Origin of the sequence: uncultured Ruegeria sp. (assembly GCF_947497005.1) — a bacterium.
Taxonomy (GTDB): Bacteria; Pseudomonadota; Alphaproteobacteria; order Rhodobacterales; family Rhodobacteraceae; genus Ruegeria.
This window is the reverse complement of sequence record NZ_CANMFF010000001.1, coordinates 452,527-476,917: the sequence shown is the minus strand read 5'-3', so window position 1 is coordinate 476,917 and position 24,391 is coordinate 452,527. Positions and strand designations below refer to the sequence as shown.

General features: G+C 56.8%; 21 protein-coding genes and 1 tRNA gene. 5 read left to right on the top strand and 17 right to left on the bottom strand.

Going from position 1 to position 24,391, the window contains the following annotated elements; translation table 11 throughout:
* Window positions 1–172 precede the first annotated feature (172 nt).
* The 4 genes from Q0816_RS02390 to Q0816_RS02375 all read right to left on the bottom strand — a co-directional run bounded on the left by Q0816_RS02390 (window position 173) and on the right by Q0816_RS02375 (window position 3,919).
* A complete protein-coding gene (locus Q0816_RS02390; RefSeq protein WP_298847227.1) occupies window positions 173–1,204 on the bottom strand; it encodes a TRAP transporter substrate-binding protein in 1,032 nt (343 codons plus the stop codon).
* Window positions 1,205–1,273: 69 nt separating this feature from the next.
* On the bottom strand, window positions 1,274–2,599 hold the full coding sequence (locus Q0816_RS02385; protein ID WP_298847224.1) for a TRAP transporter large permease subunit: 1,326 nt from the start codon (window positions 2,597–2,599) through the stop codon (window positions 1,274–1,276).
* On the bottom strand, window positions 2,599–3,117 hold the full coding sequence (locus Q0816_RS02380; protein WP_298847221.1) for a TRAP transporter small permease subunit: 519 nt from the start codon (window positions 3,115–3,117) through the stop codon (window positions 2,599–2,601). Before Q0816_RS02380 ends, Q0816_RS02385 begins: the two co-directional genes overlap by 1 nt.
* 16 nt (window positions 3,118–3,133) lie before the next feature.
* Entirely contained in the window at window positions 3,134–3,919 is a 786-nt protein-coding gene (locus tag Q0816_RS02375; protein ID WP_298847216.1) for an N-formylglutamate amidohydrolase, read from the bottom strand.
* A 103-nt stretch (window positions 3,920–4,022) separates the two neighbouring features.
* On the opposite strand from Q0816_RS02375, the gene Q0816_RS02370 reads away from it, so the two are divergent.
* The 5 genes from Q0816_RS02370 (at window position 4,023) to Q0816_RS02350 (ending at window position 10,008) form a co-directional block, all read left to right on the top strand.
* Window positions 4,023–4,895, top strand: a complete 873-nt coding sequence (locus Q0816_RS02370; protein ID WP_298847213.1) for a MurR/RpiR family transcriptional regulator — start codon at window positions 4,023–4,025, stop codon at window positions 4,893–4,895.
* 104 nt (window positions 4,896–4,999) lie between these two features.
* Window positions 5,000–5,073 (top strand) — tRNA-Gly (locus Q0816_RS02365).
* Window positions 5,074–5,202: 129 nt separating this feature from the next.
* Complete coding sequence (locus tag Q0816_RS02360; RefSeq protein ID WP_298847210.1) at window positions 5,203–7,023, top strand: ABC transporter transmembrane domain-containing protein; 1,821 nt, start codon at window positions 5,203–5,205, stop codon at window positions 7,021–7,023.
* 159 nt (window positions 7,024–7,182) lie between these two features.
* The gene (locus tag Q0816_RS02355) at window positions 7,183–9,072 is read left to right on the top strand and encodes an acyl-CoA synthetase (RefSeq protein ID WP_298847208.1); all 1,890 of its coding nucleotides are present in this window, start codon (window positions 7,183–7,185) and stop codon (window positions 9,070–9,072) included.
* Between the two features lie 12 nt (window positions 9,073–9,084).
* Window positions 9,085–10,008: an alpha/beta hydrolase gene (locus Q0816_RS02350; protein WP_298847206.1), complete on the top strand. Its 924-nt coding sequence runs from the start codon at window positions 9,085–9,087 to the stop codon at window positions 10,006–10,008.
* A 260-nt stretch (window positions 10,009–10,268) separates the two neighbouring features.
* Here the strand turns inward: Q0816_RS02350 and Q0816_RS02345 are convergent, their stop codons facing one another.
* The 13 genes from Q0816_RS02345 to Q0816_RS02285 form a co-directional block, all read right to left on the bottom strand.
* Complete coding sequence (locus tag Q0816_RS02345; protein WP_298847204.1) at window positions 10,269–11,105, bottom strand: alkaline phosphatase family protein; 837 nt, start codon at window positions 11,103–11,105, stop codon at window positions 10,269–10,271.
* Between the two features lie 154 nt (window positions 11,106–11,259).
* Entirely contained in the window at window positions 11,260–12,897 is a 1,638-nt protein-coding gene (locus Q0816_RS02340; RefSeq protein ID WP_298847203.1) for an ABC transporter ATP-binding protein, read from the bottom strand.
* Window positions 12,894–13,709 (bottom strand): ABC transporter permease, encoded by an 816-nt coding sequence (locus tag Q0816_RS02335; RefSeq protein WP_298847201.1) that lies wholly within the window; start codon window positions 13,707–13,709, stop codon window positions 12,894–12,896. The genes Q0816_RS02340 and Q0816_RS02335 overlap by 4 nt, the downstream gene beginning before the upstream one ends.
* Window positions 13,706–14,662 (bottom strand): ABC transporter permease, encoded by a 957-nt coding sequence (locus tag Q0816_RS02330; protein ID WP_298847200.1) that lies wholly within the window; start codon window positions 14,660–14,662, stop codon window positions 13,706–13,708. The genes Q0816_RS02335 and Q0816_RS02330 overlap by 4 nt, the downstream gene beginning before the upstream one ends.
* Before the next feature lie 16 nt (window positions 14,663–14,678).
* Window positions 14,679–16,262 (bottom strand): ABC transporter substrate-binding protein, encoded by a 1,584-nt coding sequence (locus Q0816_RS02325; RefSeq protein ID WP_298847198.1) that lies wholly within the window; start codon window positions 16,260–16,262, stop codon window positions 14,679–14,681.
* 236 nt (window positions 16,263–16,498) lie between these two features.
* A complete protein-coding gene (locus tag Q0816_RS02320) occupies window positions 16,499–17,602 on the bottom strand; it encodes a DUF4147 domain-containing protein (protein ID WP_298847196.1) in 1,104 nt (367 codons plus the stop codon).
* Window positions 17,602–18,039, bottom strand: a complete 438-nt coding sequence (gene dtd, locus Q0816_RS02315) for a D-aminoacyl-tRNA deacylase (protein ID WP_298847194.1) — start codon at window positions 18,037–18,039, stop codon at window positions 17,602–17,604. Before dtd ends, Q0816_RS02320 begins: the two co-directional genes overlap by 1 nt.
* 40 nt (window positions 18,040–18,079) lie before the next feature.
* Window positions 18,080–18,748 carry a nitroreductase gene (locus tag Q0816_RS02310; protein ID WP_298847192.1) on the bottom strand — a complete coding sequence of 223 codons (669 nt, stop codon included), beginning with the start codon at window positions 18,746–18,748 and terminating at the stop codon, window positions 18,080–18,082.
* 76 nt (window positions 18,749–18,824) lie between these two features.
* Window positions 18,825–19,943, bottom strand: coding sequence for a TFIIB-type zinc finger domain-containing protein (locus tag Q0816_RS02305; RefSeq protein WP_298847190.1), 1,119 nt, complete (start codon window positions 19,941–19,943; stop codon window positions 18,825–18,827).
* Between the two features lie 108 nt (window positions 19,944–20,051).
* Window positions 20,052–21,200 carry an SPFH domain-containing protein gene (locus Q0816_RS02300; RefSeq protein ID WP_298847188.1) on the bottom strand — a complete coding sequence of 383 codons (1,149 nt, stop codon included), beginning with the start codon at window positions 21,198–21,200 and terminating at the stop codon, window positions 20,052–20,054.
* A 22-nt stretch (window positions 21,201–21,222) separates the two neighbouring features.
* Window positions 21,223–22,218: a DUF2927 domain-containing protein gene (locus tag Q0816_RS02295; protein ID WP_298847177.1), complete on the bottom strand. Its 996-nt coding sequence runs from the start codon at window positions 22,216–22,218 to the stop codon at window positions 21,223–21,225.
* Window positions 22,193–23,383 (bottom strand): toxic anion resistance protein, encoded by a 1,191-nt coding sequence (locus tag Q0816_RS02290; protein ID WP_298847174.1) that lies wholly within the window; start codon window positions 23,381–23,383, stop codon window positions 22,193–22,195. The genes Q0816_RS02295 and Q0816_RS02290 overlap by 26 nt, the downstream gene beginning before the upstream one ends.
* Window positions 23,384–23,413: 30 nt before the next feature.
* Entirely contained in the window at window positions 23,414–24,328 is a 915-nt protein-coding gene (locus tag Q0816_RS02285) for a 5-bromo-4-chloroindolyl phosphate hydrolysis family protein (protein WP_298847169.1), read from the bottom strand.
* Window positions 24,329–24,391 lie beyond the last annotated feature (63 nt).

The window sequence follows — 24,391 nt, the reverse complement described above, 5'->3', positions numbered from 1 at the left end:
TGCATATCAACCATGCACACCAATACAGTGTCCAACAAACCCTCAGATACCTGAGCCTTCAGATGTTCGAACGTGAGCATGTGCCACCTTTATCTTTGCCGAATTGAGTTTTCGACCATTCGTCCTGATAGACCTGCCCCCACGAAAGGGGCAGGTTGAGTAGATAGTTTTCTTAACCGTAGCGATATGGCCGACCGGCCTTTTGCATGTCGGCGTTGTATTGTTTGAAGATTTCGACAACTTTCGCTTTTGTCTCAGACTCGGCCGCAATTTCGTCCCAGAATTTGACAGCCGCGTCCTCGACGGTTGCCCATTCATCATCCGGGATTGTGGTCAGCTTCAGCTTGTCGCCGTTCACGCGCAATGAGGCTTCTCCGCCCCAATACCACCACTGGCGGTAATAATGTGACTGGTCGGTGCAGACCTTGAACAGTGTTTTAAGATCTTCCGGCAATTCATTCCAACGGTCCATGTTGGCGAAGAAGTGACCCGCCCAAGCGCCCGACACATTGTTGGTCAGGAAGTAGTTGGTCACATCTGCCCAGCCCACGGTGTAGTCTTCGGTAATGCCTGACCAGGCGATCCCGTCCAATTCACCTGTCTGAACCGCAACTTCGATATCTTCCCAAGGTAGGGTCACCGGTACAACACCGAACTGGGTCAGGAACCTGCCTGCAGTCGGGAAGGTAAAGATGCGCTTACCCTGCAGATCCGCAAGCGAATTGATCGGATCTTTGGTCGCAAAGTGGCAAGGGTCCCACGCACCGGCCGAGATGTGTTTTACACCGACTGCCGAATATTGCTCGTCCCAGATTTCATTCAAGCCGTACTGGTTGAACAGAACCGGCACGTCCAATGAGTAACGCGATGCGAAGGGGAAATACCCACCAAACACCGTGACTTCGGTGGGCGAGGCCATCGAGTCATCATCCGACTGTACCGCATCAATTGTGCCGCGCTGCATTGCGCGGAACAACTCGCCTGTGGGCACAAGCTGGTCTGCGTAGAACAGCTCAATCTGCATGCGGTCGCCGGCGATGTCATTGAACATCTTGATGGCAGGATCGATCACGTGTTCTGCCAATGCCGGACCGGCATATGTTTGCATCCGCCACGTTATCTTCGATTGCGCCAATGCAGGCGTCGCCAGCGCAGCAGCGGGGGCCGCCGCGGCACCTTTCAGAAATGTACGTCTGTTCGTCATTCTCTCTCTCCGTTGGTCAGTTTCAGTTATGCGGGGATCGCCCCCGCGACGCCCCGGTTTGATCCGGGATCATTTGTTGTAAACGTATTCAGGCAGCCATAACGCGATTTGCGGGAAGGTCATTATGATCGCCAGTGCAAGCGTCATCACAATCACGAAGGGCAGGATCGATCCATAGATGTCGCGCAGCGAAATCTCTGGCGGCGCCATCGCGCGCATCAGGAACAGGTTGTAACCGAAGGGCGGTGTCATATAGGCGATCTGGGTCGTGATCGTATAGAGCACGCCGTACCAGATCAGATCGAATCCCATCGCGCCGACCAAGGGAACGTAAAGTGGCGCAACGATGACCAGCATAGCAGTATCATCAAGGAAAGTGCCCATCAGGATAAAGCTGAGCTGCATGAAAATCAGGATCACCCACGGGTTCAATCCCAGGCGTTCAGTAAACAGGTTTTCGATTGCACGCACCGCGCCCAGCCCATCGAATACGGCTCCGAATGCCAGCGCAGCGAGGATGATCCACATGAACATGCACGTGATGCCCAGCGTTGACCGTACTGAGGTTTCGAAAACCTTGCGTGTCATACGACCTTTGAGGATGGCGGCTGCGAAAGCCGTCAAGGCGCCGATGGCCGAACTTTCGACCAGCGAGGTCCAGCCATTGACGAAGGGCACCATCATTGCGGCGAAAATACCCAAAGGCAGAAGGCCGGCACGCAACAGGCGCAGTTTCTCTGCCATTGGCACGTCGCGTTCCTCGGCTGACAGAGCAGGCCCCAATGCCGGGTTAATGCGGCAGCGGATCACAATGTAGAGGATGAACATCGCAGCCATCATCAAGCCCGGCAGCAACCCAGCCAACCAAAGTTGGCCAACCGGCTGACGCGCGATCATCGCATAAAGAACCAGCACGACGGATGGCGGTACAAGGATACCCAGTGACGATCCGGCTTGTATCACCCCTGTCACCATCTTTTTGTCATATCCGCGTTTCAGCAACTCAGGCAGCGCAATGGTCGCGCCAATGGCCATGCCTGCGACACTCAGCCCGTTCATGGCCGAAATCAGCACCATAAGACCAATCGTGCCAATCGCGAGACCGCCATTCAAGCCGCCCATCCAAACGTGGAACATCTTGTACAGATCGTCTGCGATTTTGGATTCGGCCAGCACGTAACCCATGAAGATGAACATCGGCAGCGTCAGTAGCGGGTACCATTTCATCAGTTTCATGGCGGCCGAAAAGCCAATGTCATAACCACCGCGATCCCCCCACAGGAACAAGGCGGCCATCACGGCAACAAAGCCAATGGCTCCGAACACCCGCTGCCCGGTCAGCAGCATCAGCATCATGGTCGAAAACATCAGGATGGCGATCAGTTCATAAGACATCAGATCACCTCGCGCGGGATGTCGTCGCCCTTGAGGCGCAAAATATCTTTGAAGAGTTCCGAGATTGCCTGAAGCAACATCAGGAACAGTCCGACGACCATGATAACCTTGATCGGCCAGAGATAGGGGCGCCACGCGGTCGGGCTACGCTCGCCATATTGAAGCGAATAGCTGAGCGAGTCGTAGCCGCCATAGATCATTACGCCCAGGTACACGATCAGGAAAAAGACGGTGATCGCATCCGTCCATGCCTGACGGCGGTCGGACCATTCGCCGTACAGCAGGTCCATGCGGACGTTGGACCCCATCTGGATCGAATAAGGGCCGCCCAGAATGTAATAGGCCACCATGGCGAACTGAGCCATTTCCAGTGTCCAGAGCGATGGCAGAAAGAAGGTTTTCGAAATCGAGGACCAGAGCAGAATGCCCATCATGACGAAAATGCCATACATGACAACGCGCCCAATCCAGCGGTTCGTGCGGTCAATGGCCGCCACGTATCCCCGCATGAATTTCATCTCGATACCTCTGCTCTCATGGTTTCGCCTCTGCGTGCGAAAACGCGGTGACGACCGATTGCAGGATCGGCGTCAGCAGCCCTGCAATGTGGTTTACGCCTGTTGGTGTGTCGATCAGATCGTTGCGTATTTCGATCATGACATTCGGAAGTCCACGCCTGATCGCATGTTCGCGCAACGTGTGCGTGACGCCATCCGTGGCCGAATAAGGCTCGTTCAATGCCACGTGTAGCCCCGAGCTTTCTGAGTGCCGCAGCATGAGTTGGGCCGCGCGGTCGTCTTCGTCGTGAAGAATGCCCAGCTCTACTGATCGAGGTTTTCCTTTGTAGACCGGCGTGAAACTATGGATTGTGATAACAACCGGTGGTTCGGGTCGTGTATCCAGAGTGGAGGAAACCAACTGTGCGAACGGCTCATAGACGTCACGTATGCGTTGTTCGCGCTGCGCATTGGTCAGATTTGCATTGCCGGGAACGGAAAACACTTCGCTGACCCGCGGCATGGCATCTATGCGTTCGGGCGGGCGGTTGCAGTCATAGACGAGGCGACTGACGCGCGAATGGACCAGCGGCGCATCCAGTGCACCCATCAATTCCACCGAAAGATCCAGCGCGCCGATATCCCACGCGGCATGAGAGGATGCAGCGGCCTCATCCAACCCCAATCCGTTGAGGGCCGCCGGAATAAACCGGCTTGCATGTTCGCATATCAGCACAGCATGCGCGCGGCCATGCGCATTCAGCACGCGGGCTGCCGGGGCTTCTGTCGGCATTAGCAAAGATGACTCGGTTTCGTGAAGCATGGGTAACATTTGTTACAGTGACTTCTCACCTGTCAAGAAAATTTCTGTAGACAAAATTACAAACAAACATATCCTGTAACAAATTCGAGAAACGAGAGTTCCGATGGCCACCGTTGCAAAACTTGTCAAACAGCGGATACAAGATGAGCTGGAAGATCTCACACGCTCCGAGCGTCAGTTGGCGTCAATCCTGTTGCAGGACTATCCGATGGCTGGCTTGCAATCGATCACCAAGCTGGCGGCTGCAGCTCAGGTTTCGACCCCAACCGTTATTCGTATGGCGCGCAAGCTTGGGTTCGACGGGTTTCCGGACCTGCAGGATGCACTGCGTGAAGAGGTGGCAGAACAGATAAAAAAGCCGATCTCGAAACGGGATGCATGGGTTGTCGATGACGAGGCCGAACACCCGACAACGCGTTTTGCGCAGGCTGTTTGGACAAACATACGCCACACGCTGGAACGTTTGGATAAAGAGATGTTCGATACAGTTGCCCAGCTTTTGGCAGACACAGATCGCCATCTTTATGTCGTGGGCGGGCGCATCACCCGATCGAACGCGGATTACCTTTTCAATCACATGCAGATCATCCGGCCCAATGTGACGATGTTGGGCAATTCGGCGAATGTCTGGCCGCAGTATCTGCTGGATATGGACGAGTCGTCCGTTCTGGTGATCTTCGACATTCGACGATACGAGGCGCATCTGGAGAAACTGGCACAGGTCGCCTCAAGCCGCGGCGTGACAGTTGTTCTGTTCACAGATCAATGGGGATCACCGATTGGCAAGGCTGCCAATTATACGTTTCACGCGCTGGTCGAGGCCCCGTCCAGTTGGGATTCGACAATTGCCTTACAGTTGATATCGGAAACGCTGATTGCCGAAGTGCAAGAGGCGCGGTGGGAAGAAAGCAAGGAGCGGATCGAGGAGCTGGAGCAGTTTTTCTCCTCGACGCGATTGTTTCGAAACCTGGATTGAAACCTCAGAAGCAAGTCGGGCGATTTCGCAAATTTGATAGCGTGAATTTTCGCACTTCCGGCTTGACGCGCCCGGGCGCATGACTTAACCAGCGCAAACCATTTGCGGGTATAGCTTAATGGTAAAGCCCCTGCCTTCCAAGCAGGCTATGTCGGTTCGATTCCGTCTACCCGCTCCATTCCCTTCCTGAGTTTCTGCGTCAAATGGCCCTGTCGGACCGACGATTTTGGTTGTGATGCTTGACCAACTCTGCCGCTAAGGCCAAGAAAGCGATCACTCAGCACCGATCAGGACACAAGGGCCCGACATGGCAAGACAACCCGCCGACAAACCAGCGCATGCTGCAGCCCCCGGAGCCACCGAAGAGCGCGCCGGCTCGAAGAAACTTGGGGTACTGGGTTCGCTCTGGCCGTTCATGAAACCCTACAAAATATTGATGATCGGTGCGACGCTGGCGTTGATTCTGACGGCGAGCATGACACTGACATTGCCACTGGCGGTCCGGCGTGTGGTCGACAATTTCCGTATTCAGGACGGTGAACTTCTAGATTGGTATTTTCTGGCCGCGCTGGTCATTGCCGCTGTTCTGGCTGTTGGCACGGGGATCCGATACGCGCTAGTGACCCGTCTTGGCGAACGGGTGGTGGCCGATATCCGCAAGGCGGTGTTTGATCGTGTTATCGGCATGAGCCCGGAATTCTACGAGCGCGTCATGACTGGTGAGGTGTTAAGCCGGATCACCACAGACACGACGTTGATCCAATCGGTCCTGGGTTCATCCGTGTCCATAGCGTTGCGAAATATGCTTATGTTCATTGGTGGGTTGGTGCTGATGCTGCTGACCTCGGCCAAACTGACCGGGTTGGTCTTGTTGCTGATCCCGGTTGTTGTGGTCCCGATTCTGGTTCTGGGGCGTCGGCTGCGCGTGATCAGCCGCGAGAATCAGGACTGGATTGCGGCTTCATCCGGAAACGCGGGTGAGGCTTTGGGCGCGGTGCAGACTGTACAGGCATTTACCCATGAACAGGCCAGTCGTCGGCAATTCGGCGAGATGACGGAGACTTCGTATAGGGTTTCTCTGCGCCGTATTCAGACCCGCGCGGTCCTGACGGTGATTGTGATCTTTCTGGTGTTCTCAGGCATCGTTGGGGTTCTGTGGATGGGTGCGAATGATGTCCGCAACGGTTTGATGAGCGAAGGCGTCCTGATCCAGTTTGTGATCTATTCGATCATCATGGCAGGTTCGGTCGCGGCCCTGTCCGAGATCTGGAGCGAACTTCAGCGCGCTGCCGGGGCCACTGAACGTCTGGTCGAGTTGCTGAATGCCGAAGACACGGTAATTGATCCAGCCAAACCGGCGATGCTACCCAAAGACATTCAGGGCGAAATCCGGTTCGACGATGTCAGCTTCCGCTATCCCGCGCGCCCCGATACGGTGGCGCTGGATCATTTGTCGCTTCACGTAAATCCGGGCGAAACCGTTGCATTTGTCGGACCGTCGGGTGCGGGTAAAACGACCATTATTCAATTGATCCAACGGTTCTATGATCCCAACATGGGCCGGGTCACGCTGGACGGCCATGACCTGCGAGAACTGGATCGGTCAGATTTCCGCACTTATATGTCTCTGGTGCCTCAGGATCCGGTGATCTTTGCAGCATCGGCCCTGGAAAACATTCGCTTTGGTCGTCTGGACGCGACTGATGCCGAAGTCGAAGCCGCCGCTCGAACCGCCGCTGCACATGAGTTCATTACCGCCTTGCCTGAAGGCTATAACAGTTTTGTCGGCGAGCGTGGTGTCATGCTGTCCGGCGGACAGAAACAACGTATCGCAATCGCGCGTGCCATCTTGCGTGATGCACCGGTGCTGCTGCTGGACGAGGCGACCTCGGCCCTTGATGCGGAAAGCGAACGGGCAGTACAGGGCGCGGTGGACCAGATGCGCGCGGGACGCACGACCCTGATCGTTGCGCATAGACTGGCAACCGTAAAGAAAGCCGACCGCATCGTCGTATTGGAAGACGGGCGCATCGTGGCACAGGGCAGCCATGATGATCTGGTGTCTCAGGACGGGCTTTATGCACGTCTTGCAAGGTTACAGTTCACCGACGGTGTCGCCGCAGAATAAGAGTGACGCTCCGGCATTTACGGAATCTCCGCTGCGTCATTCTACATTTTACCCCCTTTGAAGGCTAAGGCCTCGCTTGCGCGAGGTTTGTTTTGCTTCCATCTTGGTTGCGAACAACAAGCCCGTGCAAAATGCGGGAGAATATACGGGAGGAACCACATGGCCTTTGTGGGATTGGAAGACAAGAAGCGCATGGAACAGGAAATGTCGTGGGAGGATCGGGATCTGCCTGTCACCTTCCATCAGCTCTTGTCGCGCACGGCGGGGAAATTCCCGAACCACAATGCCATAAGTTTCCAGCTTTTTTCCGGCCCCGATGACAAGGCCGAAACCCTGACCTGGTCTGAGCTTCTGGCCCAGGTCAATCAGTCGGCGAACCTGTTCCGCTCGCTTGGTGTTGGCGAGAACGACGTGGTTGCCTATGTGCTGCCAAATTGTAACGAGACGCTGGTCACCATGATGGGTGGTGCGGTTGCGGGGATTGTGAACCCGATCAACCCGCTGCTGGAACCCGAACAGATTGCAGCGATCCTGCGCGAGACCGGCGCCAAGGTTGTGGTGACGCTGAAATCTTTCCCGAAAACGGATGTCGCCCAGAAGGTTGAAGAGGCCGTTCGCCACGCACCCAAGGTCAAAACCATTCTGGAGATTGACCTGAACCGGTATCTGACGCCACCCAAGTCGTGGTTGGTGCCGTTCCTGCGCCCCAAGATGGGTGACAAGGAAAAACTGGCCCATGCGGACTACAAGAATTTCAACAAGGAACTGGCCAAACAGCCGACGACACTGACCTTCGAAGACAGCAAGGAAGATCGTGTCGCCTGTTATTTCCATACTGGCGGTACAACCGGTATGCCGAAAGTGGCGCAGCACAAATACTCCGGCCTGGTCTATAATGGCTGGTTGGGTAACACATTGCTGTTTGACGAGAACGACGTCATCATGTGCCCGCTACCTATGTTCCACGTCTTTGCCGTGCATGTCATCATGATGGCGGCGGTGTCCTCGGGTGCGCATGTGATCTTCCCGACCCCACAGGGATATCGCGGCGAAGGGGTATTCGACAATTTCTGGAAGTTGATCGAACGTTGGAAGGTGAGCTTTATCATCACGGTACCTACCGCGATTTCGGCCAAGATGCAGCGCCCAGTGGATGCGGATATCTCTAGTGTGAAAACCGCCTTCTCGGGCTCCGCTCCATTGCCGGTGGAGTTGTTCCGCCGCTTCGAAGAGGCCACAGGCGTCACAATTGTCGAGGGCTATGGCCTGACCGAGGCCACATGTCTGGTCTCATGCAACCCGGTGGATGGCGAGAAGAAGATCGGCTCGATCGGTATCCCGTTCCCTTATACGGACGTGAAAATTCTGCAAGACGGGCCGGATGGTCCGACCGAATGCAGCACGGATCAAATCGGTGAGATCTGCATCTCGAACCCGGGTGTCTATCCGGGCAATACCTATACCGAGGCCGACAAGAATGTGGGTCTTTACCACTTCGACAAATACCTTCGCACGGGCGATCTGGGACGGTTCGACGAAGATGGTTATCTGTGGATCACCGGGCGTGCCAAGGATCTGATCATCCGCGGCGGCCACAATATCGACCCGGCCGAGATTGAGGAGGCATTGCTGGGTCATGATGCTGTTGCCTTTGCCGGTGCCATCGGTCAGCCGGACGCGCATTCCGGCGAAGTGCCCTGCGCCTTTGTCGAACTGGTCGACGGTGCCTCGGTCACCGAAAAAGAGCTGATGGAATACTGCAAAGTTCATGTGCATGAACGCGCGGCGCAGCCCAAGCACATGACCATTCTGGATGAGCTGCCGAAAACTGCGGTCGGCAAGGTATTCAAACCCGATTTACGCAAGCAGGCCATCACCCGCATCTACAATGGCGCACTTGAGTCCGCAGGCAGCGCGGCGCGGGTTATCTCGGTGATTGACGACAAAAAACGTGGCCTTGTCGCGCAGCTTGACGCGAACGGTTCTTCAGAAGACGATGTCTCGAAAGTGCTGGGGGCATATACCCGGCCATGGGAATGGTCTGAATAAGCCGGAGGGACAATGGACTATGAACGCCTGATCGACGAAGAAACCTGGGCGTTCATACGTCGTACGTCTGAAAGTTATCCCGATGACGCGGTTGAGATGTCCATCGAAGACCAACGCCGTGTCTATGATACCATGTGTCAGGATTTTCATCAGTCGCACCCAACTGGCGTGGAAACACAGGATCGGACGGCGGATGGCGTTCCGGTCCGCCTTTACACCGCAGGACAACCAACCCGAACCATTGTCTATTTTCATGGTGGTGGATTCGTTGTTGGTGGTCTCGACAGCCATGATGATGTCTGCGCTGAGTTGTGCGCCCAGACCGGGTATCGCGTAATCTCGGTTGACTACAGGCTGTGTCCCGAACATGTGCATCCTGCGCAATTCGATGACTGTTGGACGGCGACGAATTGGGCGGCAGGTGAATATGGTGATCCGCTAATTTTGGCTGGTGACAGTGCCGGCGGGAACCTGGCCGCCGCAGTAGCCCACCATGCACGCGGACGGTTGGACGGCATCCTTGGGCAAGTATTGATCTATCCCGGTCTCGGCGGCGACCGCGCGCAGGGATCCTATCTGGAGCACGCCCACGCCCCTTTGTTGACACTGGACGAAATCAAATTCTATGAAACTGTCCGATGCGCGGGCGACCAGCCCAAGGGCGATCCGACTTATGCGCCTTTACAGGATGGCGATTTCTCCAACCTTCCCCCGACCGTAGTTGTGACCGCGGAATGTGACCCCCTGCGCGATGACGGGCAGGTCTATTGTGGGAGGATCATCGCGGCTGGCGGGCAGGCCCACTGGATCAATGAACCCGGTCTTGTTCACGGCTACCTGCGTGCGAGAACGACAGTTAAACGCGCCGCCGACAGTTTCGAACGCATCTCGGTTGCAATTGAAGCGCTGGGGCAGGGGATTTGGACCTATGATTAGGCTGTGGTGCAACCAAACTGTCAAAAGCTTACATTCGACCTTCTGATTCTGGCACGGATTCGCAGCCAACTGACTGGCGCAATTGAACTTGCGACGAGGCACCACCGCGGCAAGGATGTCGCGATTTGATGCGCTAACCTTCGGTTAGTGTCAGTCGCATGGCCCATGGGCGTCATTGGAATATCGAAATGATCACAGCCAAGAAGATCCTCTCATGTCTGAACGCGGTTTTCACGTTCAGACATGCCGAAAGTATCACCTTACTTGAGGAATGACTTGGCCTTCATCGTCTCGGCGATCGGGGCGCCCATGCGGCTGAGGATCGTCGGAGCCAGTTGCAACTGGTCGATCATGGTCTCTGCGTCAGGCCCTTCTGCGTCACCAAAATAGTACAGCGCCGTTTCCTGTTGCAGCGGACCGCGCCCACCGTGATGGCCGCGCTCATCCTGACCGTGATCGGCGGTGACGATCACCTCATAACCCAACTGACGCCAGCGGGGAATGAAGGGGGCCAGCATCTCGTCAGCAACAAAGCAGGCATGATCCATTTCTGCGCAATCGTGAAAGAACCGGTGCCCCATGCTGTCAAGTGTACAGGTGTGAAGGATGCCGTAATCCAACCCGAAGCGCAGGCACAGATTGGTGAGTGTCCCAAACAGATCGACGTCAGACGGCGTCATCTGGTTGTGTTTGCCGTACCCGGTCATGCTGTGAAAACGGCCATGGTTGATCGTCTGGCTTTCGGGTTCGTCATATTCGATGTCCCGGACGTAATCGAACGGATGACGATTGAAGAATTGCGACCAGTAGCTGTGTGTGACGGCCCCGGTCACGCCACCTGCTTCACGCACCTGGCTAAAGACGTCCTTGTGGCTCAGTCGGAACACATTGCCGTTTCCGGTGCAGCCATGTTCTTGCGGTGTTACGCCCGTGTGGATCGATGCGTAGCAGCTGGCCGAAGTTGAGGGCAGCACCGCGCGCAGTTTCCAAACCCGCGCTTCGCCGCTGTCGACCCAGCCTTCGAGATTGCCGAACAAGCGGCGAAAGTTGCGATAGGGGACACCGTCCAGAATAATAAGGAGAAGCTTGCGGTCCATGTCGAGGCCCTTGCAGAATGATTGCGTTCAGACGACCCTATGAGATTCGTAATCCTTGGGCTGCCAATTAACGTCTCCAATAGCAAAATCCCGACACCTGTCATCAGACAAAATGCCGGGATTTCAATCCTTCATCAAACTGTCACGAACCGGATCAGTTTCCGGCGCTTTCCATCTTGCGATGGGCGACAACCTCTTCCAGCCAGCCCAGATGCATTTCGGGCACAGAGCTGAGCAGAAGGTCGGTATAGTCGTCGAACGGCGGGCTCAGCACCTGACTTTTGGGTCCATATCGGGCCACGCGACCTTGATACATTACCGCAATGCTGTCGCTGATCGCCCGGACCGTTGCCAGATCGTGGGTAATGAACAGATAGGCCACGTCCTCGATCTTCTGCAAGTCCAGCAACAGTTTCAGGATGCCGTCCGCCACCAGTGGGTCAAGCGCCGAAGTCACCTCGTCACAGATGATCATCTTGGGCTTGGCCGCCAGTGACCGCGCGATACAGACACGCTGTTTCTGACCGCCGGACAATTCTGCTGGATAGCGATCCATGAACTTTTCGCCCAGCTCGATCTCATCCAACAGTTCGATGATCCGCTTGCGCTTCTCGGCGCCGCGCATGTTGAAGTAGAACTCCAACGGGCGGCCAATGATCGTGCCGACAGTTTGACGTGGGTTCATTGCCACGTCTGCCATCTGGTAGATCATCTGCAACTCGCGCAGGTCCTCGCGAGAACGTCCGGCCAAGTCCGGCGAAAGCTTGCGCCCGGCAAAAGTGATCTCACCGTCGCGCGGCGGCAGCAGGCCGGTGATCACCCGCGCAAGTGTCGACTTACCCGAACCGGATTCGCCCACAACCGCCAGTGTTTGCCCCGGATGAAGCTCGACATTGACATTGTGCAGCACGTCGAAATTCAACCCCTTGTAGCGCGCGGTGATCCCCTCGACGCTGAGCACCGGTTCCGGCGTGGGCTGTTTTTCTTCGTGTTCGATCGAGCGGACTGAGACCAGCGCCTGAGTGTACTCTTCCTGCGGGTTGTTAATGATCTGATCAGTGGAGCCATATTCAACGGTGACACCCATCCGCAAGACCATGATTTCGTCGCTGACCTGTGCGACGACAGCTAGGTCGTGCGTGATGTAAAGCGCCGCAACGCCGGTATCGCGAATGGCCTCCTTGATCGCCATCAGAACGTCGATCTGCGTGGTTACATCCAGCGCGGTGGTCGGTTCATCGAACACCACAAGATCAGGCTCGGGGCACAACGCCAGCGCAGTCATGCAACGCTGTAGCTGACCGCCCGACACCTGGTGCGGATAGCGACTGCCGATGTTGTCAGGATCGGGCAAGCCTAGCTTGGCGAACAATTCGCGCGCGCGGCCTTCGGCCTCTTTGCGCGAGAACTTCTTGTGCTCGACCGCGGCTTCGACAACCTGATCCATGATTTTCTTGGCCGGGTTGAACGACGCGGCGGCGGATTGCGAGACATACGCAACCTCACCCCCGCGCAGATTGCGGACATCGCCATGCGACGACTTCAGAATGTCACGTCCGTTAACCCAAACCTCGCCGCCGGTGATTTCAACACCGCCCCGGCCGTAGGCCATTGAGGCGAGACCGATAGTGGATTTACCGGCGCCGGATTCCCCGATCAGCCCCAGCACCTTGCCGCGCTCGAGGTCAAAGCTGACCCCGTGCACGATTTCGATGTCCTGGGGTTTTTCACCCGGCGGATAGACGGTCGCGCCGATTTTGAGGTCGCGGACCTTGAGAAGGGTATCATTCATCCCCGGCCTCCTTTCAGCGATGTGGTACGGTTCAGGACCCAATCAGCCACAAGGTTGACCGAGATCGCCAGCGTCGCGATGGCCACAGCGGGGTACAGAGCCGCGCCAATGCCATAGACGATGCCGTCCTTGTTTTCTTTCACGATGCCACCCCAGTCGGCAAGCGGTGGCTGAACGCCCAGCCCGAGGAAAGACAGGGTTGAGATGAACAGAACCATGAAGATGAACCGCAGGCCAAACTCGGCCACCAAGGGCGACAGTGCGTTCGGCAGGATTTCCCGGAAGATGATCCAAACTCGCCCCTCACCACGCAATTTGGCGGCTTCAACGTAATCCATCACGTTGATATCGACCGCAACGGATCGCGAAAGACGATATGGGCGCGTCGCATCCAATAGACCCATGACCAGGATCAGGATCGGGACAGTGACCGGAACGATGGCCAGAATGACCAGTGCGAGGATCAGCGTCGGGATCGACATGATCAGATCGACTGTCCGGCTAAGCGCCTGATCTGCCCATCCGCCCATAACGGCGGCCAACAGTCCCAGCGAGGTGCCGGTCAGAAAGCTGAGGAGTGTCGCGGCGGCGGCAATGAAGATTGTCGTACGCCCGCCGTAGATCATGCGGGTCAGCAGGTCGCGACCGATATTGTCAGTGCCCAGCAGGTGCTCGGCACTGGCTGGCTCCCATACGTCGCCGACCACTTCCGCCATCCCGTAAGGCGCGATCAACGGGGCTGCGATTGCAACGAAGAAATAGGCGCCAGTGAACATAAGGCCAATCAGAGCCGAAAGAGGAATGTTTTTCATTTCGGATGCCTCAGTCTTGGGTTGGCAAGGATCGAGACGATATCCGCAACCATGTTCAGGCCGATGTAGACAGCCGCAAACACCACGCCGCAGGCCAGAACAACCGGCACGTCACGCTTGGTCACCGCATCCACAAGGTACTGCCCCATGCCAGGGTAGACGAACACAACTTCGACCACGACAACACCCACCACCAGATAGGCCAGGTTCAGCATGACGACATTCACGATTGGTGAGATTGCGTTAGGAAAGGCGTGCCGCGCGATGACCTGAAATGTGCTCAGGCCCTTAAGTTCGGCTGTCTCGATATATGCTGATTGCATAAGGTTCAGAATGGCTGCCCGCGTCATGCGCATCATTTGCGCAAGGACCACCAGTGTAAGCACAAATGCCGGCAGAGCGATGGCGTAGAGTTTTTGTCCCAACGTCATGGTGTCGTTGATCATAGCCAGCGACGAGAACCATCCCAACTTTACCGAGATGAAGTAGACCAGCACGTAGCCGATCAGAAACTCCGGGATTGAAACCGTCGTCAGCGTGATGGCTGAAATCAGCTTGTCCGGCCAGCGGTTGCGAAACCGAACGGCTAGCAGCCCCAGAAAAATCGCAAGCGGAACGGACACGATCGCAGCCACACAGGCCAGGAACAAGGTGTTTCCAAGACGTTTTCCGATGCTTTCGGAAATATCAAGTTTGTTGGTCAGCGATTGGCCCAGATCACCCTGGACGATCCCACCCAGCCATTCGAAATAGCGGGTCAGGGCCGGGCGGTTCAGGCCCATTTCCTCTCGGAGGTTTGCAAGCGATTCAGGAGTGGCGGACTGCCCCAGGACGGCTTGCGCGGCGTCTCCGGGAAGGGCTTCGGTCAGGCCAAAGATCAGGGCCGAAGCACCAAACAGCAAAAGGATTCCCAGCGCGAGGCGCTGGAAAACCAATTTGATAATGGGATGCATATATCCGTGACCCGTATCAGACGAACCACATCTTACGCGAAACCTGACCGTTCATCAGTTCGCCATTCGGGTCAGTTTCCCAACCGTCCAGTGTGTTGTTGGATGCATCGACGAAGTTGTTGAACATCGGGCAGATCAGGCCGCCTTCATCGCGGACCATGTGACCCATCTGGCTGTAGATACCCTTGCGCTTATCTGCGTCAAGTTCCGCACGCGCTGCGAACAACAGGTCGTCGAAGGCCTGAACCTTGAACCGTGTGTCGTTCCAGTCTGCAGTTGACAGATACGCGGTCGCATACATCTGATCTTGTACCGGTCGGCCACCCCAGTAGGACGCGCAGAAGGGCTGTACGTTCCAAACTTCGGACCAATAGCCATCATTGGGCTCACGCTTGATTTCCAGCGGGATTCCGGCTTGAGCCGCGGTTTGCTGGAACAGTGCCGCTGCATCGACTGCACCCGGGAATGCCCCGTCTGCAACACGCAGAATGATCGGCGAACCGTCATGACCGGACTTTTTGTAGTGCTCGGCCGCCTTTTCAATGCTGAATTCGCGCTGTTCGATTGTTTCATCAAACAACGGGTAGGCAGCGTTGATCGGCATGTCGTTCCCGAGCGAGCCGTAGCCGCGCAGCACTTTGTCCACCAGATCTGCCCGGTTGACGGCGTATTTCAGTGCCGTACGCAGTTCGTTGTTGTCGAACGGCGCCGTGTCGCAATGCATAATGAACACATAGTGACCACGTCCAGGAGTCGACTGCACAGTGATGTTGGGCGCACGGCCGAGCAGGTCTGCCACTTTGGGCTCAATGCGGTTTGCCAACTGAACCTGACCGGACTGCAATGCCGCCGTGCGGGCAGTCGCATCGTTGATCACAACGTTTTCGACGGAGTCGAAATGGCCGTCATCGTTCCAGTAATTGGCGAATTTGGTAAACACATGCCGTACGCCGGGCTCGTCAACCTCGACCTGATAGGGGCCGGTCCCGATACCGGCACCAGGATTTTCCATGCCGCCATCTGGCTGAATTACGAGGTGATAGTCAGACAGCAGATAAGGCAGGTCAGCGTTTGCTTCGGTCAAAGTGACCTGGAAGTTGTCGCCATCGGCCTTCATCGATTCGATGCCCTTCATGATGCCAAGCGCACCAGACTGCGAGTCTTCGTTTGAATGGCGTTCCATGGTCTTCAGCACATCTTCACTGGTCATGGTCTTGCCGTTGTGGAACTCGACACCCTGACGCAGCTTGAAGGTCCAGACCTTGGCGTCCGCGCTACCTTCAACGCTTTCTGCCAGACGGGATTCGATGGTGCCATCCGCTGCAACTTCAACTAGTGTATCGCCGAAATGACGCCCGTTCATGTAGGGGACCGAACTTGCATAAGTCGCCGGGTCCAGTGAGTTGGTAGATTCACCGCCCTGAAGACCCAGCTTCAGATCGCCACCCTTTTTCGGGCCTGCCGCGCGCGCAGCGTCCGCGAACATCGTGCTGGCCATGGCCGCCGAAACACCCAGGGCTGCGGCTTTCCCCATGAATTCGCGGCGGGTCATTTTTCCGGCTGTGACCTGACCGGCCATATGCGTGATTTGTTCGTTCATCTAGTGATCTCCCTATTGAGTGGTTCCAGCCCTTTTTCGGGCTTTTGTTGACGCATGAGTCAACGTTGGCTCATTTCAGCCGACCGGGCAAGGGCATTTCTCCTGAATGCTGAAGAAGACAGCCCGCAGTTTTTTACCGACAGCCTATTCTCTGCGTTGAGGATGCTCAAACAAAGCCTGCATTATTGGTCAGTTTTGGCGTCTTCCTCCGCCAAGGTGTGGGGGAAGGCGTCAATTCATGCACGTATTGCGACAATCAGGTCCATGACGTTGGTCCCGGTTGGCCCGGTTTTCAGCAAGGCACCGGATTCGTCCAGAAACGTACCGCTGTCGGCGTCGCGAAGGGCGGTTTCTGCGTTCTCGGCCCAGGTTGTGCCAGTTATGATTCCACCCGCCGCGCTTGTCGGGCCATCTGTACCGTCTGTGCCACCTACGACCACCACAATGCCTGTCTGACCGGAAATCTCTTTTGCCAACGCAAGCGCCAGCGCCTGATTTCGGCCACCCCGTCCGGGGCAGTCCGGCAAAACCACGGTTGGCTCACCTCCAAAGACCACTACCCCCTTTTTCATTCCGCGCAGAACCGGCCCAAGACGCGATGCGACTTGCAAATAATCGTCGTGCAAGGCTTCTTCATTGGACCAAACCTTTAATCCGGCCATTTCCGCAGCGCCAGCGGCAGCATCGCGGGCATGTGCGTTTGAGGCCACGATCTGCGTGGTAGCGGTGAAGCTGCAGGCATCAGGTAACGCGCCGATACCCGAACCGATGACGTTCAGATCGTCCCCGGGCACATCCGAGATAGCCAGAACCGTTGCGCGAGCTCCGGAAAAATGCGACAGCAAGCCCCCGCCTTTGATGCGCGACAGATTGCGACGTTCGGCATTCATAGCGTGGATATCTAGCCCTTTGGACAGTAGCTTGCGGTTCAAAGCCTCAAGGTCACTAAGCGATTTTCCGGGAATAAGGTCCTCAGCCAAGGACGACGCGCCGCCCGAGACCAGAAGCAATACATGTGATCCGGGCTCCATTTGCTCCATGGCCAGACGCAAGGCGCGCCCGCCTGCAAGGCTGCGGTCGTCCGGAACAGGATGTGATGCTTCAATTACCTCGACCCCGCCCGGCAAATCGCGGCCGTGGTCGTCTTTGGTGACGACAAGCGTCGGCACTGGGCCGAAATGCGACAGAGCCGCCAGCGCCATGGCAGCGGCTGGTTTACCCACGGCCAGAATTCTGTCCGGTTTAGGGATGCCGGGCAAGGCGGCTTCAGTGGCTTTGTATCCGCCAACGGCATCAACCCCGACCTGCCACAGCTGGACTGCTTTCTGTTCGATATCCATTAATTTTCAACCCAGATTGTGACCGGCCCGTCGTTGACGAGCTCAACTGCCATGTCTGCCCCAAACTGCCCGGATTCCACTGCAATACCCTGCGCCGCGAGGCGGCGTGCATACACCTCGTAAAGATGTTCGCCAAGTTCAGGCGTGGCCGCAGTTGAGAACCCGGGCCTGTTGCCGCTTGATGTGTCCGCTGCCAGTGTAAACTGACTGACCACCAAAGCGGATCCTTCGATATCCAGCAAGGAACGGTTCATTTTGCCCGCTTCGTCCTTGAATATTCGCAACTTGGCGGTCTTCTCAGCCAGCTTTTCCGCGCGCGCCTCGGTGTCGCCCTGCATCGCGCAAACAAGGATCATAAGTCCTGGACCGGATGCGCCAATCACGGTGCTGTCGACCGACACTCTGGCTTTTGATATTCGTTGCAACAACGCCCGCACTTCGTTCCTCCCAAAGACGTAACACCTGTTTGAAAACGGTTTAACCGCGCCAATTCACAAAGTCACCCAATGCGGCGCGATCTGTGCGGAACTTGTTTGCAGGATGGTTTTCATCTGAATAACCAAAGGAAATTGCGCATAGGATCAGCCGATCATCAGGGATGTCAAAATACCGATGCAAAAACGGGCTGTATGCCGCCAGCGCCGCCTGAGGAATGGTCGCCACCCCCAGGGCCTGAGCGGCGAGTGTAAAGGCCGTGACAAAGCCACCACAATCCATTGCACCATAAGGCCCAAGTTCGACTGGGCTTGAGACAACGGCACAATGTGGCGCCTCAAACAGTGCGAAGTTTTGCATCATTTGTTGTGCCGAGCCCGCGCGGTCTCCGCGTTCAACGCCGACGGCTTCATACAGCGCCCAGCCGCAGGCACGACGGCGATCCTGATATTCACCAGAATAGGACGCGGGGAACGGAAGGTCCGGTGCTGCGATGCCAGAGGACGCTTCGTCCAGCATCGCTTTGCGGAACCGGTTTGTTTCTTCTGCGCTGGTGATCACCAATTGCCAGGGCTGAGCGTTGCACCAGCTGGGAACTCGGGACGCGCTTGCGATGATCTGTTCGATTTGTTCTTTCGGCACCGCGTCCGACAAAAAGGCCCGACAGGAATGGCGTTTCTCCAGCAGGGAATTCAGTTCAGCAAACGACACGGTAACCTCGCCTCAGAGTTGCGAATCCGAAGATGACCTTGCTTTTGGCGATATATCAAGAGAGCGGAACCAGTTGTTACTGCTGACCGGTGGCCATCAGATACCCAACACCAGCGGCAACAAGCAGACCCAGAACAACGGCAATCGTGATCTTGATTGAAGACCACGGACGCTCTCCCTGTACCCGCCCGGTGCGTCCATTCACCACAAAACGATAGGTCTGGCCGCGATATTTGTAGGCCGCCATCCAGACGGGCAGCAGGATGTGTTTGAACGTGACATCGCGCACCTCTGTGTTCACGGCGTGGATACGCTGCCTGTCGCCGCCGATATCAAAACGTACGTCTCGTTCGATGACGCGCGCCATGTGCGCGCGGGCTTCGGTGTAGCCGTCCCGTAGCTCGACTGTGTACGCCTCGGCGCGAAAACCGGCGAGGTATTCCGGCTGATATGGTTCCAGCGCAGGCAAATCCCAGGGTTCCAGAGCGTCCGTGTAAGACTTGGGCAGAGATTTCGAAGCAAGCACTAGCACGTCGTCAAAAAACCGCGCGACACGGCCTGATCTGGGCGTCCAGCGGACTTTGGGCACCTGTTGCTGCACCCGCTTTCCATCCCGCATGACGGTGCGGGTTTCGTAATAGACAACACCACGCTCGCCGCGATAGCTGGACTTGGTATCCGCGTCGAACGTCCAGTAAGGGACGTAGATGCCCTGCATCTTGCGGCCTTTTCGGGCATACTCCTTCAACCCGTTCGGTGCAAACCACAACCGCCCGAGCCAATTGCCCATGGCCTTGTGGGCCGACCGCTCGTCTAGGGCAAATGGCAGGACGCCCTTCGGTTTGATGTGCCTGTTGATGCCTGTGTCGGTAACCACGGGTGTGGCACAGAACGGGCATTCCGCCGCATGCGTGTCCGGGTCGAACTCGACTTGTGCGGCGCAGTTCGGGCAGGACAAAACCCGGGTTTCTTCAATCTCGCTTTCGGGCAGCCGATCCGCGATGGCTACGTTGAAATCCAGTTCCCGCAGGCTGGCGCCACCCCACGGGCCAGCGCCGATCGGTTCGGAATGGCCGCAATGATCGCAGGTCAGGGTGCCATCACCCGGATTAAAACGATAATCAGCACCGCATTGCTGGCAAGGAAAGCGGTGTTCCTGTTCTGAAGTTGAAGACAATGAAATGCTGTCGTTCATGAGTGGTGCGCTTTCACATCCATCGCAGACTATTCCGACTTGGGCAGCGTTTGTTACATGCTGAAACGAACGTCGTACAAGTTGCTGCCCGACAAGACGGCCTCATGCTCAGCTTCCCGGCGGTGGAGGTGGCAGTATCGTAAACAGCTGCGCCAATTCCTGCACGTCACCCGCCTTTTTCCAGCCGTCCTGACCCGCGGTCCAGACATGGGTTTCGCGCGTCAGGTCACCATCGCTTGCCATGCGTCCCATCTTGGCTTTGGAAAACGGCCCACTGGTTTGACCATCCACGGCGATATGCCAGACGTGCTCGACCGGGGGCGGGGGCGGCGGTGCCGCATGTGTTGCCGGTTGCGGGGCAGCGGGAGAGGGCGATCCCCACGGGCCGCTTGGTTGGCCCGCTGCCATGTTCGACATCTGCTGCGCCATCGCCATGCCCATTCCCATTCCAAGACCGGCACCCATGCCACCGCCTTGTCCGGGGTTGTTCGCGGCTGCTGTCATCGCCTCGGCGGCGGAATACTGCGTGAACTTGCCCAGATCGCCGGCCAGCCCCATCGAGGTCCGCTTGTCCAGAGCCGCCTCGACCGCCGGTGGCAGCGAGATGTTTTCGATATAAAATTCCGGCATCTCCAGCCCATAGCTGTCCAGCACGGGCGACACCTCGGCTGCAATCAGCTTGCCCAAATCGGCGGTGTTTGCCGCCATGTCCAATACCGGAATACCTGAACCCGAAATGACACGGCTGAACTCTTGCACGATGATGTTGCGCACTTGGAAACTGATCTCGTCCATGGTGAATTCGCCGTCAGTCCCGACGATCTCGACCAGGAATCTGGCCGGGTCTTTCACGCGCACAGTATAGGTGCCGAAGGCGCGGATACGTGTCGGCCCGAATTCCGGATCGCGCAGCATGATCGGGTTCTTGGTGCCCCATTTCAGGTCATTGAACCGGGTGGTGTTGACGAAATAGACTTCGGACTTGAAAGGTGACTGAAAGCCATGATCCCAATGCTGCAGCGTTGTCAGGATCGGCATGTTGTTGGTTTCAAGCATATAAAGGCCCGGTGTGAACACATCCGCCAATTGGCCTTCATGCACAAACACAGCCGCCTGACCTTCGCGGACCGTCAGCTTGGCGCCGTATTTGATTTCGTGGCCTTCGCGTTCGAACCGCCAGACCATGGTGTCGCGGGTGTCATCCACCCAATGGATGACATCAATGAATTCTCCGGTCAGAAAGTCGAATATTCCCATTTGGGTTCTCCTGTCCTTGGGGTCAGAGCGGCTGCCCCATCAATTCTCGTGAAATGATCCGAATAACGGGGCGCGCCTCATCTACCGTTACACCGGGTTCCAATCGCTGATCATAAAGCATCGTCAGCAGTTTTTCGTCATGGCTGGTCAACAAGGCAAACTCGTCATCATCATTGAAGATCGAAGGCCTTGCTGCCGGGCTGTCATTCGACAAACCAAGCCCTTGCGCGATTTCTTCGTGAATGCAGCTGCGGCGGACCAGGTCGGTCAACTCGGCTCGGATCAGCGAAACCGCACGCACATATTTGTGCGGCGATGTGGTCGTTGCCGAGGCAAACACCAAACAATCGAAATTTGCACGTGGGTTGGCCACCAGGTTCAGCGATTCTTGGCTGATATTCGGGATAAGTTGTTTCAGACGGGATACAACGTATGCACTGTCGTCCTTGCCTGCGAAGAAGACGTGAAAATTGGCATTTCGTGAAACAACGGAAATGGGATGATCCGTCAACCGGGCCAGACGAGTGGAAAAGGATTGAACCCGCTCTGCATCCTGGTGCCGTGTGGCAGGCAGGACGGACGGGCCGAACTCTGTCTGAATGCGGACAGGGCCTGACCATCGGCTGAGCTGCCCGTCCGTCTGACGCGAGCCAATCGAGACGCTTTGCGTCGGATACTCGCTGTAGAACGCAATGGCTTCGAAATTCCGCGCCAGATCATCGGCGTCATAAGGGGTATCCGGACCACCGCCATCGGTACGCAGAAGTCCCCGAACCAGCAGATCCCGTTCGACCCGTTGATAAAAACGTGCCAGATCCTGACTTGCGGCAGAAGGCGGCACATAGGCATTTGCCGCCCTTGGGGCAGGCGCTGGACGTGGCTGCGGCACAACAGAAGACGTCAGGGTTTCATCGCAATTGGCCAGAGCCAAAAACGAGACCACCCCCACCGTCAGTTTCGCAAGGTCGAAGGCCCGCACGCCAATTCCGCCTTTAGCCGGGTACCGCCGTGCCGGCATTGTCGCCGGTTCCGTCGCGGCGTGCCTTGGCGGCCGCCAGCGTATCGCGCAGTTCCGCTTCCATCTTCTGCAACTCAACCTCGGCAGCGGCGCGTTTGGCCTTGCCATCGTCGGCAATTGCAAGGCTTTCGTTGATGGTGCCGATGAGGTCCGCATTTGCTTGTTTGACCGCTTCGATATCGAACACGCCACGTTCCATCTCTTCGCGGATCATCTTGTTCGATTCACGCAGGTTGGCTGCGTTCGAGGTCAAGAGCTCATTGGTCAGATCGTTGGCGTCCCGCACTGCGGCGGCAGCCTCGGCGCTGCGCTGGATGGTAACGGCCTGAGCCAGCTGCGTTTCCCAAAGCGGGACCGTGTTCACCAATGTCGAGTTGATCTTGGTGACCAGCGATTTGTCGTTCTCCTGCACCAGCCGGATCGAAGGCAGTGACTGCATTGTGACCTGACGAGTCAGTTTCAGGTCATGAACCCGGCGTTCAAGGTCGTCGCGGGCCGCGCGGATGTCACGCAACTCCTGCGCCTTCATCACCTGCTGTTCTTCGGGTGCGGCCTGAACTTCGGCTTCTTTCTCGGGTATGTCATAGCTGTCCAGTTCGGTCAGCTTTTCCTCGCCTGCCGCTATGTACAGCGCCAGTTCATCATAAAAGTCCAAAGTTTTTTCATACAGCAGGTCCAACGACTTGATGTCCTTGAGCAGCGTATGCTCGTGCCCCAGAAGATCGTCGGTAATGCGGTCGATCTGACCCTGAACATCTTCGTACTGAGCGGTGAACTTCGCAAATGGAGCTGCCTTGCCCAGCAGCTTTTCCCACCAGCTGCGTTCGCGGCGCACGTCCAGTTCACTGACCGAGAATCCGCGGATCGTGGTTACGATGTTGCGCAGGCTGTCGCCCGCCGGACCGACATCCTTGTTACGCACATCCGCCAACATGGCCTGGCTGATTTCCTGCAATTCCGCCTGAGCAGACGAGCCAAACGAGACAATCGAATTGGTATTGTCCATATCGATTTCGTTCATCCGCTTGCGAATCTCGGCGCTGACGGGTTCGTCGGCCTCTTCCAAAGAGACGATCTGAGCCTGGGGTTCGGGCAGGGCAACCGCTGTGACTTCCTGCACCAAAGTTTCAACCTGAACTGCCTTGTTCTTGATCTCATCGGACATGGGGATGTTCCTCGCTCAAATTTTAGCCGGTCAGTCCAACCGGACGCCTTCGCGCTGCAGTCTTTCACGCAACACGTCGATTTCGACCGTCAGATCACTGCGGTCATCCAAAAGCATTTTGCGCGTACGCGCAGCGAAATTCTGTTCCAGATCGTCCAGCAGAGCAGAATAGTCTGCCAGTGATTGCGCGTCGCGTGTACGGGAATAGACATCCGCAAACTTGACTGTCGCATCACGTGCGCCCTGCAGATAGACAGTCAGGTATTTCCGGGCACCGGCCAGATCACGGGGATCTTCCTCGACTGTGCGGAACAGATCGCGCGCGGTGTCCTGAAACCGCTCGACACGGGCTTCGACCTGCCGGTCGCCTGCACGTTTGATGGCATCCGTCATCTCCGAGAGATGTTTCTCGGCATCATCGACAACGCGGGCCACGCGGTCTTGCTGAAAGGTGTCGATCCCTTCCATGCCCTTGTCCTTCATCGGATCAAGCCCGAATGAGATAGAATGCAGAACGGTAGCTGCAACGCCAAACAGCACCGGCGCCAACAAGCTGGCTTGTGCGACAGTTTCGGCATCCAGAAACTCGGTCCTGTAGGAGGCAAGCCCTGCACCCAAACCTGTCAGAAGGCTTGCAAAGATCTTGCGCGGAAACGCAGGGCGCCGGGCGGTTTTGCGGGTGTTATACGCGGCCTCGGCCCGCAGGCCCTCACGCAGCAAAAACGCCGCTGCCGTCAACACGCCAGCCGCGATCAGACCGATCGTCATGCCAATCGCGCCATCGTTCAGTGACAGAAACACCAATGGGATAGCAGGCAGGAACAAGATATTTGCCCGCGCGCCTGCGGGTTCAACCTGCGCCCCATCAAACTGAGCCCGAGGTGCAGACGTGTCACCCGACACGTCGCCCTCCGGGCTGTATTTGCCGCCGAACCGCTTTGCCATGCTTTACAGGCCTCCCAGCAGGCCGGTGCAAACACCAAGCAACAGCACCAGCAATACAGCGTA